This is a genomic window from Paraburkholderia sp. J94 (genome assembly GCF_905220285.1).
GTDB classification, from domain to species: Bacteria; Pseudomonadota; Gammaproteobacteria; order Burkholderiales; family Burkholderiaceae; genus Paraburkholderia; species Paraburkholderia tropica_A.
Genome location: NZ_CAJMZH010000009.1, coordinates 192,580 through 208,467 on the forward strand (window position 1 = coordinate 192,580; position 15,888 = coordinate 208,467).

Consider the following 15,888-nt stretch of genomic DNA (forward strand, 5'->3'; position numbering starts at 1 on the left):
GTCGCGGTTTCAAGGCATTTTCAGAACCGGCGCCGGGCGTCTGCTTTCGCGGACGCCCGGCGTTTGCCTGTGTGCGTACGGCTACGCTTGTGCTGTCTTACGCGAGGACGCTAACGCGCGCGCCGCAAGACGAACAGGCCGAACCAGGTCGCGAGACGTTCTACGGCCACGCTGGAGAAAAGCGGCGGCCGCCAGGCGCTCGTGAGCGTCACGCGCGCGGCGGCGCGATGCGTGGAGGTGTCGTCGATGTCGGCGCTCAGCCAGAGACGTTCGCCGCGATGCACGCGCAGCACGTCGCCGGGATTCAGCCAATGATCGTAGGGACAGCGGGCGCGCGTGACCCAGATGCGCGCGCCGTAGACGCGCAACGTGCCGTCGGCGATGACGCGCCAGGTGAGCGTGGCCGAAGTGGGCACGGCGAAGTGAATCGATTGCGCGGGCAGGGCGACGTCGTGTGCGCCGAAGTCCGCGCCGAAATCGGCGGCGAAAGCGGGAACGGCGCTGCACGCGCCGGGCTGTTGTGAAGCTTCATCCATCGTCATCTCCAGAGTGGGAGCCGACGGACGGAGCGTTTTCTTCTGCGCTTGCTGCTTGTTCGATGCTCACAAAACAAGAAGCCCCGTCGACGCCGGCGGGGCTTTGTGATTTGCGTAAGACGGACTGCCTGTATTACCCGTACGCACACACTCCCCGTGACTCGCCAGTTTTCGGCGTGTGCCACGGATGATTCATCGCGGTCGTGAGGATGAGGGCTGCGGGCGTGTGCATGAATCGAGTGTGCGGGGACGACCGGTGCGCTGTCAACAAAATTCGCGCCGATCCCTCGCGAAGCGCCGGACGTGAACGTCGCCGCGCGATGTTGCCGATTTGCCGACCTGGCAACCTGGCAACCTGGCAACCTGGCAACCTGGCGACTTGGCGACTTGGCGACCTGGCGACCTGGCGGCGCAGCGAAGCACGCCGACGCGGACGCGTTCCATCTGCCCCCTTGCCGCTGACGTCCATTTCCTCCAGGATGGGTTGTTTTCACTTTCGGGACCAGCCGGGCAACGGGTTCGCCGCGCCGGAGCGTGCCGTTCGAAATCCTGGCCATCAACGCTGTTGCAGGAAGATCACACTAGAGCGGATTCTCGGTGATATATCACATACGGAATATTGCTTTTTGTCGCGACGCAGCATATGATTCAGTCATTCGATGACTCAATCTTGCGGAGCTTCAAATGGATCTCGTCTCTCTTGCACTCTTCGGCACGGCAGTTGTGGGCTTAGGCGCCGCCGCTACGGTTATGATCGCGAAATGGCTGCCGCAATCGGCCATCGAGCAGGCCGCGCAGCACGGCCGCTTCGTCGGTCTGGGCGAGGCGCCGCGCGCACGTCCCACACGTTCGGTCCGCCCGCTGGTTCGTCCGCAGGTCGGTAAAGAGGCAATGAATGTCGTCAGAACACACTGAAGAAGTCGCCACCCGGGACGCCGCGCCGCTCACGCTGGCGCTGCAACCCATCAATGCCACGCTGAGCCTGCGCGATCAGGCTTATGCGATGCTGCGCCAGGCTATCGCCGACGCCGATATCTATCAGTCGCGCGAGGAAATCCGCCTCGACGAGCGCGTGCTGAGCGAAACGCTCGGCGTGAGCCGCACGCCGGTGCGCGAAGCCATGACGCTGCTCGAACAGGAAGGCTTCCTGCGCATGGTGCCGCGCCGCGGCATCTATATCGTGCGCAAGAGCAAGCGCGAGATCGTGGAGATGATCCAGATGTGGGCCGCGCTCGAGAGCATGGCCGCGCGCCTCGCCACGCTGCACGCCACGGACGAGGAAATCGCCAGGCTGCGTCATATGTTCGACAGCTTCCGCGACAGCACGCCTGCCGAGCATATCGCCGAATATTCGGACGCCAACATCGCCTTCCATCAGGCGATCGTCGAGCTTTCGAAGTCGCAGATCATCCTCGACACGATCAAGAACATCTTCGTGCACGTGCGCGCGATCCGTCGCATGACGATCTCGCAGAGCGATCGCGCTTCGCGTTCGATCGTCGACCATCTGCGCATTATCGAGGCGCTGGAGCAGCGCGATACCGAACTCGCGGAACGCCTGACGCGCCAGCACTCGCTGGATCTTGCCGCTTACGTCGAAAAGCATTGCGACTTTCTCGATTGAGCGCGCGGGCGCGCGCGGCAAGGCGCTCGATGCGCTGATGCGCCGATGCGAAATGAAAACGGGAGACCTGCGGGTCTCCCGTTTTTATTTGCGCGGCGCGTGGCGGTAGGGAGCGTGTGGCGGACGCAGCGTGCACGGCCTGCGAACGGGACCTACCACGCCCGCGCGAATCACCACGAATCGCCAAGCCCACCGGCCCCAGGCGGAAACTTTATGCGCATCAAGCCCGCCACGCGTGGCGCGGCACGGCTCGCCCGAGACCTCGCGGCTGCATTGCCGAACGCCTGAAATCAAAGCCCAGTAAGCGTTTCAGGCACTCGAACGCGTCGCTATCTTCCACACCAAATCTGAAATATCTGCGCGCAAAACGCTCGGGGTTTTCCCCTGTGTGCATCGCAGCAAACCCCGGTCGGATCCGTCAACGCCTTATTCCATAAGCTTTTCCGTCCGTTTTTCGACGCGCTCCGCCGGATAAATCCCCTCTTGCTTCGTTGTGATATATCACATACCGTATTGTTCAAGGACGCAGCAAACAGATCGATCAAAGCAGCGATCGAAGCACCGATCAAAGCAGCGACTGCGGCAACGAACAAGGCAGCACCCGGCGAACGCCCCAACGCCTTCGCAACCCACCGATTTCGATCACTCGCCCGGCCACGATTAGATAAGGAGACATGACATGGGCAAGGCACTGGATGGCGTGCGCATTCTCGATTTCACGCATGTGCAGTCGGGTCCGACCTGCACGCAACTGCTCGCCTGGTTTGGCGCCGACGTTATCAAGATTGAGCGTGCCGGCGCTGGCGACATCACGCGTGAGCAACTGCGCGATATCCCCGACGCGGACAGCCTCTATTTCACGATGCTGAACAGCAACAAGCGTTCGCTCACGCTCGACACGAAGAATGCGGAGGGCAAGCGCGTGCTCGAACGGCTGATTCGCGAATGCGATGTGCTCGTCGAGAACTTCGCGCCCGGCGCGCTCGATCGCATGGGTTTCAGCTGGGAGCATATCCAGTCGCTGAATCCGCGCATGATCCTCGCGTCGGTGAAGGGCTTCGGCGCGGGGCCGTACGAGGACTGCAAGGTCTACGAGAACGTCGCGCAGTGCGTCGGCGGCGCGGCCTCCACGACGGGCTTCGACGACGGCCCGCCGGTCGTCTCCGGGGCGCAGATCGGCGACAGCGGCACGGGCCTGCATCTCGCGCTCGGCATCGTCACGGCGCTGTTTCAGCGCACGCATACGGGACGCGGCCAGAAGGTGCTCGCGGCGATGCAGGACGGCGTGCTCAATCTGTGCCGCGTGAAGCTGCGCGATCAGCAGCGCCTCGATCGCACCGGCGTGATGAAGGAGTATCCGCAGTATCCGAACGCCGGTTTCGGCGATGCGGTGCCGCGCGCGGGCAATGCGTCGGGCGGCGGTCAGCCGGGCTGGATTCTCAAGTGCAAGGGCTGGGAAACCGATCCGAACGCGTACATCTATTTCATCGCGCAGGCGCCTGTGTGGGACCGCATCTGCAAGCTGATCGGCCGCGAGGAATGGATCGACGATCCGCGCTACGCCACGCCGAATGCGCGCCTGCCGCATCTGAAGGAAATCTTCGCGGAGATCGAGCACTGGACCATGCATCGCAGCAAGTTCGAAGCGATGGCCGCGCTCAATCGCCACGACATTCCGTGCGGACCGATTCTCTCGATGAAGGAAATCGCCGCCGACGAATCGCTGCGCGCAAGCGGCACGATCGTCGAGGTCGAGCATCCGGTGCGCGGCAAATATCTCACGGTCGGCAATCCGATCAAGCTCTCGGACAGCCCGACGAACGTGACGCGTTCGCCGCTGCTCGGCGAGCACACCGATGAAGTGCTCGCGGAATTCGGCTACAGCGAAATCGAGATTCACTCGCTGCGCGCGGCAGGCGCGCTCTGAGCCGCGAAGCGTGCACATGCACACATGACACGACGGAGTGAAGCATGGATACATGGATGCGCTTGATGGCCAACGACGGCAGCATCGTGTTTGGCCGCATCGAAAACGGATATCTGCACGAATACGAAGGGCTCGATCAGCCGGTCCCGACCGGCGCGGTGTTGTCGTTGCGTGCACTGACGCCGATCGCACCTTGCGCGCCAGGCAAGGTCGTTGCGCTCTGGAACAACTTCCACGCGCTGGCATTGAAGCTCGAAAAGCCAGTGCCCGAGCATCCGCTCTTTTTGATCAAGCCCGCGAGTTCGGTGATCGGCTCGGGCGATGCGATTCGGCGACCGGCTCACTATGCGGGAAAAATCGTTTTCGAAGGCGAGCTGGGCATCGTGATCGGCAAGCGTTGCCGCGATGCGAGCCTCGAAGAAGCGGAGGCGGCGATCTTCGGTTACACGATCGTCAACGACGTCACCGCGGCCGGACTGCTCGCCGAGAATCCGCACTTCCCGCAATGGTGCCGCGCGAAGGGATTCGATACGTTCTGTTGTCTGGGACCGGCGATCGTGTCCGGTTTCGACTGGCGCAGCGCGCGCGTGGTGACGCAGCTCGATGGCGTGGAGCGGCAGAATTATCCGATCGACGACATGGTGTTTTCGCCCGCGCAGCAAGTGAGCCTGATTTCGCAGGATCTCACGCTGGAGCCAGGCGACGTGATTGCGTGCGGCACCTCGCTGGGCGTGGGCTCGATCGGTGATGGCGCAACGGTCGAGGTGACGATCGAAGGGATCGGCACGCTCGTCAATGCGCTGGGCGTCTGCAAACGCGAAAGCGCCGATGCGGCATCGTCCGAAGGCGAACGCGAGAAACCCGCCGTCGTGTGGTGATGGAGACAACGCGCGCGGCCACGCCGCCGACGCGCGAGGAGGAGACATGCCGGAGCAACTGGCTGGCGATGTGGCGTGGCTGGGCGGCGGCGTGCTGTTCGCCTGGCTCGTGTGCGCATTGGCACAGCTTGCCGCGCTCGCGCCCGCATGGGCGCGGCGCGGGCCTGCGCGCGCGAAGCCGCGATGCAAGCGGGCGCGCCGCGAAGTTAGCCAACCTGCGCGTCACCTTGCGTTTGCCATTTCGTTCGGACTGCTACTGACGATTCCACCGGGTGTGCTGGCGGCGTTGCTGGCGCATGGCGCGGCCGCGGTCGCCGCGGCGGAGGCGGGCGTGCTGGCGGGGCTATGGCTCGGCGCGCGCCGCGATCTGACGAAACGTGCGCGCGTAGCGGGCGCGGCCGGCTGTGTGATCGGCGCGAGCGCGATGGCCGCGGCGCTCGCGAGTTTCCTGCTGCTGCCCGCGCAAGACGCGCTCGAACGCGCCGCGCTCTACACGGGCGCGACGCTCGGCGCGCTGCTGTTCGGCGCCGCCGCGCGCGCCTGGTCGTTCGGTGCGCGCGGGCGTTCGCGCGCTCGTGTGCCGGCTCGATACGGCGATCGTGTTCTGCATGCCGCCGCCGTCGTTCTGTGCGCGGCGCTGGGCTACGGCTTCGCGATGGAGCGGGTTTGCGCGTCGGCGGAATTCGGCGCTTCGGTGCTGGTGGGCGCGTGCGTGTTGTGCGCCGCGCTCGGCGTGCGGCTGATGGGCGGGACGCATCGCGCCGCCTCGTTAGCCGCGCCCGCGCCGCCCGTGCTGTACGCGCGTTTCGCGGGCGTGCCCGACGAATGGCTCGTGGCGGCGTTCGACAGCGGCGTGAATCCCTCCGCCGGATTCGATGCGTGGGCCGCCGGTTATGAAGCGCCGCCTGAATGGGCGCGCGCGGCGCAGCACGCGTCTCAACATTTGCCGCGTCGGCGGCGCAGTCGTCACGGCGCGCTCAGGCAGCGCCAGGGGCCGCATTGAGCGTCGCGTGTCGGCGCTTGAGGGTACTTTCCGATCGCGATTCAACCCTTTCGCGCCTCGCGGCCGGCGAATCATTCAGCCTGTCTAATACATCGGTATCGACCTATCCATCCTTACTTATGGAAGGTCGATTCGGAGACACGCGTGATGTTTTCGATAAGCTGCGCGCCTTCTTCCATCAAGAAGCGTTTGAAGGCGAGCGCGACGGGCGGCAGACGCTTGTTCTTGCGGTGCACCACGTACCAGTTGAGCATGACCGGAAAGCCCTCCACGTCGAGCACGACGAGGTGGCCCACCTGCAATTCGAGGCTGATCGTATGCGCCGATAGAAACGCGATGCCCATGCCCGCGATCACGGCCTGCTTGATGGTCTCGGTGCTCTGGATCTCCATCGCGATCTTGAGGTTCGTGATCTTGCCCGCGAAGCCTTCTTCCATCGAATTCCACGTGTCCGAGCCGCGCTCGCGCACGATGAAGGCCTCGTTGGCGAGCGTGCTGAGCTTGATGCTGCGCTTGTGTGCGAGCGGATGCGAGGGCGCGGCGACGATCACGTACGGGTGCGGCGCGAACGGCTCGTTGATGGCGTCGGTGGTGTGCGGCGGACGCACCATGACCGCGAGATCGGTCAGGTTGCTCGACAGCTGATGCAGCAATTGCTCGCGGTTATGCACCGAAAGATTGAGCGTGACGCCTTTGTAGCGGCGCGTGAATTCGGCCAGCAGGCGCGGAAAAAAGTAGTCGCCCGCGCTGATCACGGCCACGTTGAGCTTGCCGCCGGAGACGCCCTTCAACTGGCTCATCGCCTCGTCGACTTCATGGAACTGCTGAATGATCGCGCGGCTGTAATGCAGCATCTCGGTGCCCGCAGGCGTGAGATAGATCTTCTTGCCGAGCTGCTCGAACAGCGGCAGACCCGCGTGCTCCTCGAGCTGGCGGACTTGCGTGGAAACGGCAGGCTGCGTGAGATGCAACTCTTCCGCGGCACGCGAAAAACTGAGGTGGCGCGCGACGGTTTCGAACACCTTGAGCTGGCGCAGCGTGGCATTTCTCATGGTCATGGCCGATCCATAAAGGATGGTGAATCAACATAATAACAAACTTTAATTATGAGTAATCCAGCAATCCCCCTAGCATGAGTTGAAAGGAGTCCGAATGCCAGCGAAGCGGCGTGCGGGTTAACGCGTAAAAGTGCCTTTTAAAGCGGGAAAACCCGTAGTTGAAGCCTTCAGTAACGGTGTTTTCAGGCAATTCCGCGAATTGTCGAATGAAAGGGATTTCACGAATTTCCATTCGATTTTTCGTGTGCAGATTCGAGTGGTATTCAGAAGGAAAGCAGGGAAGTTTTAAAACGATAAGTAAATATCTATGCAGGCCGGCGAAAGTACCGGCATCCATGAATGGATAGCGGAGACAAGCGAGATGAATGCAATCAGTCAGAGGAGCGAGGGCGGTCCGTTCTGGACGAACCGCTGGTTTCAACTGGTGGTGGGCATGCTATGCATGGCACTCGTCGCCAACCTGCAATACGCATGGACGCTATTCGTCGCGCCCATGAACGCGCGTCATCATTGGGGCGAAGCCTCGATTCAGCTGGCGTTCTCCATTTTCATCCTGACTGAAACCTGGCTCGTCCCGGTCGAAGGCTGGCTGGTCGACAAGTTCGGTCCGCGTCCGGTCGTGATGGTCGGCGCGCTCTGCGCGGGCCTCGCCTGGGTGCTCAACTCGTACGCGACCACGTTGCCGATGCTGTACGTCTCCTCGGTGATCGCAGGCATCGGCGCGGGCGGCGTGTACGGCACCTGCGTGGGCAATGCGCTGAAGTTGTTCCCGGATCGCCGCGGTCTCGCGGCGGGCCTCACGGCGGCGGGTTTCGGCGCGGGCGCGGCGGTGACGGTGATTCCGATCGCCAACATGATCACGCGCTCGGGCTACGAGCATACGTTCTTCTTCTTCGGCATCCTGCAGGGCGTATCGATCCTCCTGCTCGCGCTCGTGCTCGTGAAGCCCGCGCCGCGCGCCAACGTCGCGGCGGGCCGCCGTCTCGTCACGCGTGTCGACTACACGCCGGGGCAGATGGTCAAGCAACCGGTGTTCTGGCTGATCTACATCTCGTTCGTCGCGGTGGCCGCAGGCGGTCTGATGGCGACGGCGCAGATCGGGCCGATCGCGAAAGACTGGGGCCTCGCGCGCATTCCGATGACGGTGTTCGGCGCGACCTTGCCGCTGCTCACGCTCACGCTCTCGATCGATAACATCTGTAACGGCTTCACGCGTCCGCTGTGCGGTTTCATCTCGGACAAGATCGGCCGCGAGAACACGATGTTCATCATCTTCACGGGCGAAGGGCTCGCGCTGCTCGGCATGATGCAGTACGGCACGAATCCTTATGCGTTCATGACGTTCGCCGCGCTGATCTTCCTGTTCTGGGGCGAGATCTTCTCGATCTTCCCGGCGATCTGCGCCGACACGTTCGGCAGCAAGTACGCCGCCGCCAACGCCGGCACGCTTTACACCGCGAAGGGCACGGCCGCGCTGCTGGTGCCGGTGGCCTCGGTGCTCTCGGCGACGGGCGGCTGGAGCGCGGTGTTCATCGCTTCGGCTGTTATCACGATCGCGGCGGGTGTGAGCGCCAAGTTCATCCTCGCGCCGATGCGCCATCGTCTGATCGAGCAGAGCGACGAGCATTCCGCGACGCTCGCGACGAATCCCGCCGGGCTGCAAAGCTTCCCCAACCGCAGCGGCGAATGACGAGCGGACGCGGCGATGTCGATGAACGTTTCGCTTCAGCAACTCAAGGTGTTCGTCGCCGTGGCGCGCGCGCGCAGCTTCACGCGCGCCGCGCGCGAATTCGGGCTCACGCAGTCGGCGGTCAGCCGCTGCGTGCGTGAGCTTGAAGAAGCGGTCGATCTCAAGCTGTTCGATCGCACTACGCGCCAGGTCGAACTCACGGTCGCGGGCAGCGGCTTCGAGCGGCGCATCGGGCGCCTGCTCGATGAAATCGACATGGCGCTCTCCGAAGGCCGCGACGCGAACCAGGCCCATAGCGGCGTGGTGCTGATCGCGAGCAATCCCGTGCTGTCCTCCGGCTGGGTGCCGGCCGCGATGGCGCGCTGCGCCGCCGCGTTTCCCGCGCTCACGCTCCAATTGCAGGATTTGCCGCAAGCGGCCGTGTTGCAGGCCGTCGAGCAGGGCGAAGCCGACTTCGGCGTGATCGCCGAATGCGTGCCGTTCGCGAGCGGCAATCTCGACGTGCAGCCGCTCAGCGCGACGCCGCTGTGCGCCGTGCTGCCCGCGCAACATCCGCTTGCGTTGCAGGGCGCGCTGCGCTGGGACGATCTCGCGCGCGAGCCTCTCGTCACGCTCAATCGCGATGCGGGCTGCCGCGCGGCCGTCATGCGCGCGCTCGAAGGTCTGCGTCCCGAAGGGCGTCCGTTGCAGGAGTTCGCGCATGTGGCGGGCGTGGCGCGCATGGCGCAGCTCGGCATGGGGATCGGCGTGCTGCCGGTCTGCGGCGAAGATGGGCGCGACGGACGAGATGTTCGCGACATGCGCGATGGGCGTGATGGGCGCATGTCGGCCGATGCGCTCGGCGGTTCCGCGAGCACCGCCTGCCATTGGCCCGCGCCGCCGGGTCCGCTGGTCACGCGCGTGCTGCATCCGGTCGTGCAGGTGAGCACGATGCTCGTGCGGCGGCGCAATCGCTCGCTGCGTCCGAGCGCGCAGGCGGCGTGGTCGCAGTTCGTCAGCGACGGCCGCACGGCTGCGCCGGAACTCTCGACGATATCGGCCAATGCGTCGGCCAACGCGTCAGCCAACGCCTCGGCCGACACCTCGGCCCACAACCGCGCCGCCCGCGCGCGCAGCAACGACGCCAGCGAAACGCAGCGCGGCGCCGCGCTGTTCGAAAGCGCGCTGCGCGCGTCGCGCGAGCAGGCACGCGTGGAGTGATCGTCGCGTCTGCGTTTTTCCCTCGCAGCTTTTTCAATCGAAGCAAAAAAACGGACCGCATTTTCATGCGGTCCGTTTTGTTTTCCCCCTTTAAACAAGGCGCTTTCTACGCGCCTTGCCGAGACTTATCGCACCTCATGCCGCCTGCTTCGCCATGCGTTCGCGTTGCTTGACGAGCGCGAGCACGGTGTCGATGGTGGGCGTCGGTTCGCCGACGAGCAGGCCCATCTCCTGCACGACGGTCAGCAGCGGATCGATTTCCATCGGCCGGCCCTGTTCGAGATCGACGAGCATCGAGGTCTTGTGCGCGCCCACCGCGCCCGCGCCGTCGATACGCCGCTCCAGATCCACGCGGAAATGCACGCCGAACTGCTCCGCGATGCGCTGGCCTTCGAGCATCATCGTGCGCGCGACGGCGCGCGTGGCGGGGTCCTGCGTGATGACGTCGAGCGTCGCGTGCGTGAGCGCGCTGATCGGATTGAAGCAGAGATTGCCCCAGAGCTTCAGCCAGATTTCGTCGCGGATATTGTCGCGGATCGGCGCCTCGAAGCCCGCCGCCGTCATCGCTTCCTGCAACTGCACGATGCGCGTCGTACGTTCGCCCGACGGCTCGCCGATCGGGAACTTCTTGCCGTAGACATGGCGGATCAGGCCCGGTTCGTCGATTTCGGCGGCCGGGTAGAGTACGCAGCCGATCGCGCGCTCGGGACCGAGGCGCGTCCATTGCGAGCCGTCCGGGTCGATGCTTTCGAGGCGCGTGCCTTCGAACTTGCCGCCGTGGCGATGGAAGTACCAGTACGGAATGCCGTTGGTGCCCGTGACGATGGCCGTGTGCTTGCCGAGCAGCGGCTGCATCGCGTCGATCACGCCCGCGACCGAATGGGCCTTGAGCGTGACGATCACCACGTCCTGCACGCCGAGTTCACGCGGATCGTTCGTACACCGTACTTTGGCGACGTATTCCTCGCCGTCCATCAAGAGACGCGCGCCGCGCTCGCGCATGGCGGCCAGATGCGGGCCGCGCGCGACGAAGCTCACGTCGGCGCCCGCGCGTGCGAGTTGCACGCCCATCATGCCGCCGATCGCGCCCGCACCGAAGATGCAGATCTTCATATCGATTCCCCAATGACGTTGAAAACCGCGTGTCCGCTTAATCGCTGCAAGCGCTGCGTGCCGGATGTGCAATGCACACGCACGCCCGCGCGACGGACGATGGTTCGAGCATAGGGGGTGCTGTCGATTAACGACAGTTAAAGTTTCTCGCCAAAATCATCAGCGAAACCTTATGGATGATGGCGCACGCGGAAGCACAAACGGAGGCACAAGCGGAGGCACAAACAGAGGCGCGCAAAGACGCTCGCGCCGCGCGCGTTCAGCCGCGCCGGACCAGCAGGAAACTCACGCCGATCGCGCCGAGAAACGTGCCGCACGCGCGGTTGAACCAGCGGCGCACGGCGCTGCGCGTGAGCCAGCGCGCGAGGTACATGCCCGCGAGCGAGTAGAGCGCGATCGCCACGGTTTCGAGCACGAGAAAGCTCGCGCCGAGCACGCCGAATTGCGCGAGCATCGGCTTCGTCACGTCGACGAATTGCGGCAGGAAGGCCGTGAAAACCAGAATCGCCTTCGGATTGCCCGCCGCCACGAGGCACTCGCGCCAGGCGAGGCGCGCGAGCGTGGCGTCGCTGTCGAGTTTCATGCCGACGGGCGCGTCGTCGCTGCGCCAGAGCTGCACGGCGAGCCACACGAGATAGGCCGCGCCCGCGAGCTTGATCGCGAAGAACACCGCTTCGGAGGCGCGCAGCACGACCGCGAGGCCGGTGGCCGCGAGCGCGATCATCGCCGCGAAGGCCAGCAGCCGGCCGAGTCCGCCCACGAACGCGCGCGCGAAACCGTGGCGCGCGGCCACGTTAATCGACAGCAGGTTGTTCGGGCCCGGCGCCATGTTCAGCGCGAAGCAGGCGGGCAGGAAAAACAGCCAGGCGGAGAGGGACATGATCGTGCTCGGCGAATCGTATGAAGGTACGCGATGGCGCGCGCAGCTACGCGCGCAAGTGCGCATTCCGCGATTCTAGCGCGCCGGCGCGCGCCGCTTCGCCGATGCACTATTCACCCGAAAATCGGCAGCGCGAGAAACAGCTTGATGACGATGGCGTTGGCGATATCGATGAAGAACGCGGCCACCATCGGCACCACGAGGAAGGCCAGGTGCGAGTGGCCGAAGCGCGCGGTCACGGCCTGCATGTTGGCGATGGCGGTGGGCGTCGCGCCGAGGCCGAAACCGCAATGCCCGGCGGAAAGCACGACGGCGTCGTAGTTGCGGCCCATCACGGGGAACGTCACGAACATCGCGTACAGCACCATCATCACGGTCTGCGCGACGAGGATCGAGAACACCGGCAGCGCGAGCGCGGCGAGGTCCCAGAGGCGCAGCGTCATGAGCGCCATCGCGAGAAAGAGCGCGAGGCTCACGTTGCCGATCAGCGCGACCGCGTGTTCGGCGATCGGGCGGCCCAGGAGCGCGAGTCCGTTGGCGAGCAGCACTGCCACGAACAGCGTGCAGACGAAGCCCGGCAGCTCGAACGGCGTGCCCGCGATCCAGCCGGCGATCACGTCGCCCACGGCGAGACTGATGGCGATGAGCGTCAGCGTTTCGATGAAGACGGCGGGCGTGGTCGCCTGCTCGGCCTTGGGTTCCTCGAAGGCGTAGGGTGCTTCGGCGCTGGCTTTGTCGGGAGCGTCGGCTGTGGCGGATGGGCCAGGCGCGTGGCCGATGCGCTTGAGCAGCCGCTGCGCGACCGGGCCGCCGAGGATGCCGCCCATCACGAGGCCGAACGTCGCGCACGCGATGGCCGCTTCGGTCGCCGACTCCAGGCCGTGTCGTTCGGTGAAGACCTCGCCCCACGCGGCGCCCGTGCCGTGTCCGCCCGCGAGCGAGACCGAGCCGCCCAGCAGCCCGAACAGCGGATCGACGCGCAGCGCGAGCGCGAGCCCGATGCCCACCACGTTTTGCAGCACGAGCAGGCCGATCACCACGGCGAGAAAACGCGCGAGCATCGGGCCGCCCGATTTGAGGCTCGCGAGATTGGCGTTCAGGCCGATGGTCGCGAAGAACGCGAGCATCAGCGGCGTTTGCAGCGAGGCGTCGAAGCGCACGTCGACATGCGCGAACGCATGCAGGCCGAACAGCGCGAGCGCGACGACGAGGCCGCCCGCCACGGGCTCGGGGATCGTCCATTTGCGCAGCAGCGGCAGCGCGGCCAGCAGCCGGTTGCCGAGCAGCAGGACGAGCGATGCGGCGACGAGCGTTCCATAGACACCGATGTTCATGCAGGCCTCGTGAGACGGCGATGGTCGAGCGTGGAGCGGGGCGGCGTGAACCCGGCGGTCCGCGCGAGGTCCATTCGCACGGTACACGAGCGCCGCGCGCGCTGCGCGGACCTTGCGCACGCATCGAATCGCATGGATCGCGCGGATCGCCGCGCTTGCGTAAATGAGGGCCGCACGCTTAAATACGGCAGGCTGGCGCGCCTTCGCGGACGCGCCGATGCCGGGCGCATCACGGGTCGTCAATGTCATCCAGGACGGGAGCCGTTCATGAATGGAAAGACCGTTGCAGAACGCGAAGCGGCCGGACGCGCCGCGCGCGAGCGGGCGAAACGTTCGAGCCACAAGCTGGTCGGCGAGCTGCATCGCGATCCGCTCAAGCTGCTGCAGGCGAGCAGCGAAGGGCGCGTGCCGAACCTCGTGCCGCTGCGCTATGGCCGCATGATCGTCTCGCCGTTCACGTTCTTTCGCGGCAGCGCGATCCTCCAGGCGCACGACCTCGCCCAGGTGCCGAACACCGGCATGGTCATGCAGATTTGCGGCGACGGCCATCTGCTCAATTTCGGCGGCTTCGCCACGCCCGAGCGTCAACTCGTCTTCGATCTCAACGACTTCGACGAAGTCGCGCCCGGCCCGTGGGAATGGGACCTCAAACGCCTCGTCGCGAGCTTCGTGGTGGCGGCGCGGCACATGCGCTACTCGCGCGGCGTGGCCGAGGATCTCGTGATGACGGTGGTGAACACCTATCGCGACCGCATGCGCCAGTACGCCGACTACGGCGCGCTCGAACTCTGGTACGACAAGATCACCTTCGACCGCATGGTCGAGACGGCGCTCACGCCCGAGGGCCGGCGTCTGATCCGCCGTGGCATGGAGAAGGCGGCGGGCCGCACGCACGAAAGCATGCTGGAGAAGCTCGCGCATCGCGACGACGCGTCGGGCCACTGGATCGTGCGCGACGCGCCGCCCGCGCTCTTTCACGTGCATGGCCCGAACACGCTCTACGAAGCCGAGGACAGCTGGCTCACGTTCGACGACTGGCGCACGCTCATCGAGCCCACTTACGAGGCGTATCTGAAGACGCTCGCGCCGGACCGCCGCGAACTGCTCGAACACTTCGCGCTCCAGGATCTCGTCTTCAAGGTCGTGGGCGTGGGCAGCGTGGGCACGCGCTGCCTCGTGATCCTGCTCGTCGATCATCACGGCAAGCCGCTGTTTCTCCAGGTCAAGGAGGCGCGCCGCTCGGTGATCGCGCAGCACTTCAAGTCGCCCGCGTTCAAGCACGAAGGCGCGCGCGTCGTGCAGGGGCAGCGTCTGCTGCAGGCCGCGAGCGATATCTTTCTCGGCTGGTCGACGGGGCCGTCGGGGCGTCATTTCTACTTCCGCCAGTTGCGCGACATGAAGCTGTCCGTCGATCTCGAACTGCTCGACAGCACACTGCTCGCGGGCTACGGACGGCTGTGCGGCTGGGCGATGGCGCGCGCGCACGCGAAGTCGGGCAACGCGGCCATCGAGATCGCCTCGTATATCGGCCGCAGCGATCAGTTCGCCGAAGCGCTCGTCGAATACGGCTTCGCTTACGCCGATCAGGTCGAGCAGGATTACGACCTGTTCGTGAAGGCGGCGCGCAGCGGCAAGATCGTCGCGCGCAGCGACGAGGACATGGCCGCCGACTTCCGCGTGTGAGGCCCGGCTGACGCGCTATCCTTGCGCTTTTGCCTTGCCGCGCCGGGCGGCCCGCGCCTCATGCGTCTACGCCACATCGAAGTCTTTCACGCGATCATGCGCACGGGCTCGCTCTCGAAGGCGGCCGAGCTACTGTGCGTCTCGCAGCCCGCCGTGAGCAAGGTGCTCGCGCATGCCGAGCGCAGCGCGGGCCTCAAGCTGTTCGCGCGCACGCACGGGCGGCTGCAACCGACGCGCGAAGCCGAACTGCTGTTCGCCGAAACCCAGAAGCTGCAAACGAGCCTCGACAGCATCCGCGACCTCGCGCGCAATCTCGCGCTGCAGCCGCAAGGGCTGCTGCGCATCGGCTGTCTGCCGAGTCTGGGCCTGAGCCTGATTCCGCAGGCCGTGCAGGCGTTTCGCGCGAGCTATCCCGAGGTCTCGCTGCAGATCCAGACGCGCCATACCCACGAACTGTTCAACGCGCTGCTCACGCGCGAGCTTGACATTGGCGTGGCGATCAACCCGCCTGCGTGGCCCGGCATCGCCTCGCTCGAACTCGGGCGCACGGCCGTGGTCTGCGTCGCGCCGCCCGACGAGCCGACGCCCGCCGATGTGCCGCTCGCCTTGCAGGACGTGGTCGCGGGCGACTGGATCAGCATCGGCAATGTCGATCCGCTGGGCGAGACCATCGGGCATCTGCTCGAAACACAGGGCGTGGAAGGGCGGCTCGCCGTGGTCGAGGCGCAGACCTGGTACGTGGCGCGCTCGCTCGCGGCGCGCGGCGTGGGGCGCGTGCTGCTCGACGAAATCACGGCGAAAAGCGCGGGCGAGCCGGTCGCGATCCGGCGCGTCGAGCCGGAATTGAGCGTGGGCGTGTTCGCGATGTGGCGCGATGGCGGCATGGATTCGCAGGCGGGCAACGCGTTCGTCGACGTGCTGCGCGCGGGATTCGCGCAGGATTGAAGGTCAACAACGATCGA

General features: G+C 65.4%; 14 protein-coding genes. 9 read left to right on the top strand and 5 right to left on the bottom strand.

The window, feature by feature from the left end:
• Positions 1-110: 110 nt before the first annotated feature.
• Entirely contained in the window at positions 111-536 is a 426-nt protein-coding gene (locus tag U4Y88_RS20840) for a DUF2917 domain-containing protein (RefSeq protein WP_321786055.1), read from the bottom strand.
• Positions 537-1,220: 684 nt separating this feature from the next.
• On the opposite strand from U4Y88_RS20840, the gene U4Y88_RS20845 reads away from it, so the two are divergent.
• The 5 genes from U4Y88_RS20845 to U4Y88_RS20865 all read left to right on the top strand — a co-directional run bounded on the left by U4Y88_RS20845 (position 1,221) and on the right by U4Y88_RS20865 (position 5,968).
• Complete coding sequence (locus tag U4Y88_RS20845; protein ID WP_224013649.1) at positions 1,221-1,451, top strand: hypothetical protein; 231 nt, start codon at positions 1,221-1,223, stop codon at positions 1,449-1,451.
• Positions 1,432-2,160, top strand: a complete 729-nt coding sequence (locus U4Y88_RS20850; protein ID WP_224013648.1) for a GntR family transcriptional regulator — start codon at positions 1,432-1,434, stop codon at positions 2,158-2,160. Before U4Y88_RS20845 ends, U4Y88_RS20850 begins: the two co-directional genes overlap by 20 nt.
• A gap of 679 nt (positions 2,161-2,839) precedes the next feature.
• Positions 2,840-4,087 (top strand): formyl-CoA transferase, encoded by a 1,248-nt coding sequence (frc, locus tag U4Y88_RS20855; RefSeq protein ID WP_321786057.1) that lies wholly within the window; start codon positions 2,840-2,842, stop codon positions 4,085-4,087.
• Between the two features lie 44 nt (positions 4,088-4,131).
• A complete protein-coding gene (locus U4Y88_RS20860; RefSeq protein ID WP_321786059.1) occupies positions 4,132-4,965 on the top strand; it encodes a fumarylacetoacetate hydrolase family protein in 834 nt (277 codons plus the stop codon).
• A gap of 46 nt (positions 4,966-5,011) precedes the next feature.
• Positions 5,012-5,968 carry a hypothetical protein gene (locus U4Y88_RS20865; RefSeq protein ID WP_321786061.1) on the top strand — a complete coding sequence of 319 codons (957 nt, stop codon included), beginning with the start codon at positions 5,012-5,014 and terminating at the stop codon, positions 5,966-5,968.
• 113 nt (positions 5,969-6,081) lie between these two features.
• On the opposite strand, the gene U4Y88_RS20870 is transcribed toward U4Y88_RS20865, so the two are convergent.
• Entirely contained in the window at positions 6,082-7,026 is a 945-nt protein-coding gene (locus tag U4Y88_RS20870) for a LysR family transcriptional regulator (RefSeq protein ID WP_224013644.1), read from the bottom strand.
• A gap of 361 nt (positions 7,027-7,387) precedes the next feature.
• On the opposite strand from U4Y88_RS20870, the gene oxlT reads away from it, so the two are divergent.
• On the top strand, positions 7,388-8,716 hold the full coding sequence (gene oxlT, locus U4Y88_RS20875) for an oxalate/formate MFS antiporter (protein ID WP_224013642.1): 1,329 nt from the start codon (positions 7,388-7,390) through the stop codon (positions 8,714-8,716).
• A 21-nt stretch (positions 8,717-8,737) separates the two neighbouring features.
• Positions 8,738-9,916: a LysR family transcriptional regulator gene (locus U4Y88_RS20880; RefSeq protein WP_321786063.1), complete on the top strand. Its 1,179-nt coding sequence runs from the start codon at positions 8,738-8,740 to the stop codon at positions 9,914-9,916.
• A gap of 135 nt (positions 9,917-10,051) precedes the next feature.
• Here U4Y88_RS20880 and U4Y88_RS20885 read toward each other — a convergent pair whose 3' ends face one another.
• The 3 genes from U4Y88_RS20885 to gltS form a co-directional block, all read right to left on the bottom strand.
• Entirely contained in the window at positions 10,052-11,029 is a 978-nt protein-coding gene (locus U4Y88_RS20885; protein WP_321786065.1) for a 2-dehydropantoate 2-reductase, read from the bottom strand.
• A gap of 259 nt (positions 11,030-11,288) precedes the next feature.
• Positions 11,289-11,909: a LysE family translocator gene (locus tag U4Y88_RS20890; RefSeq protein ID WP_321786067.1), complete on the bottom strand. Its 621-nt coding sequence runs from the start codon at positions 11,907-11,909 to the stop codon at positions 11,289-11,291.
• A 113-nt stretch (positions 11,910-12,022) separates the two neighbouring features.
• The gene (gltS, locus tag U4Y88_RS20895) at positions 12,023-13,243 is read right to left on the bottom strand and encodes a sodium/glutamate symporter (RefSeq protein ID WP_321786069.1); all 1,221 of its coding nucleotides are present in this window, start codon (positions 13,241-13,243) and stop codon (positions 12,023-12,025) included.
• A 267-nt stretch (positions 13,244-13,510) separates the two neighbouring features.
• On the opposite strand from gltS, the gene U4Y88_RS20900 reads away from it, so the two are divergent.
• Together U4Y88_RS20900 and U4Y88_RS20905 are read left to right on the top strand one after the other, a co-directional pair.
• Positions 13,511-14,926: a DUF2252 domain-containing protein gene (locus U4Y88_RS20900; RefSeq protein ID WP_224013637.1), complete on the top strand. Its 1,416-nt coding sequence runs from the start codon at positions 13,511-13,513 to the stop codon at positions 14,924-14,926.
• A gap of 60 nt (positions 14,927-14,986) precedes the next feature.
• Positions 14,987-15,871, top strand: coding sequence for a LysR family transcriptional regulator (locus tag U4Y88_RS20905; RefSeq protein ID WP_224013636.1), 885 nt, complete (start codon positions 14,987-14,989; stop codon positions 15,869-15,871).
• Positions 15,872-15,888: the final 17 nt, after the last annotated feature.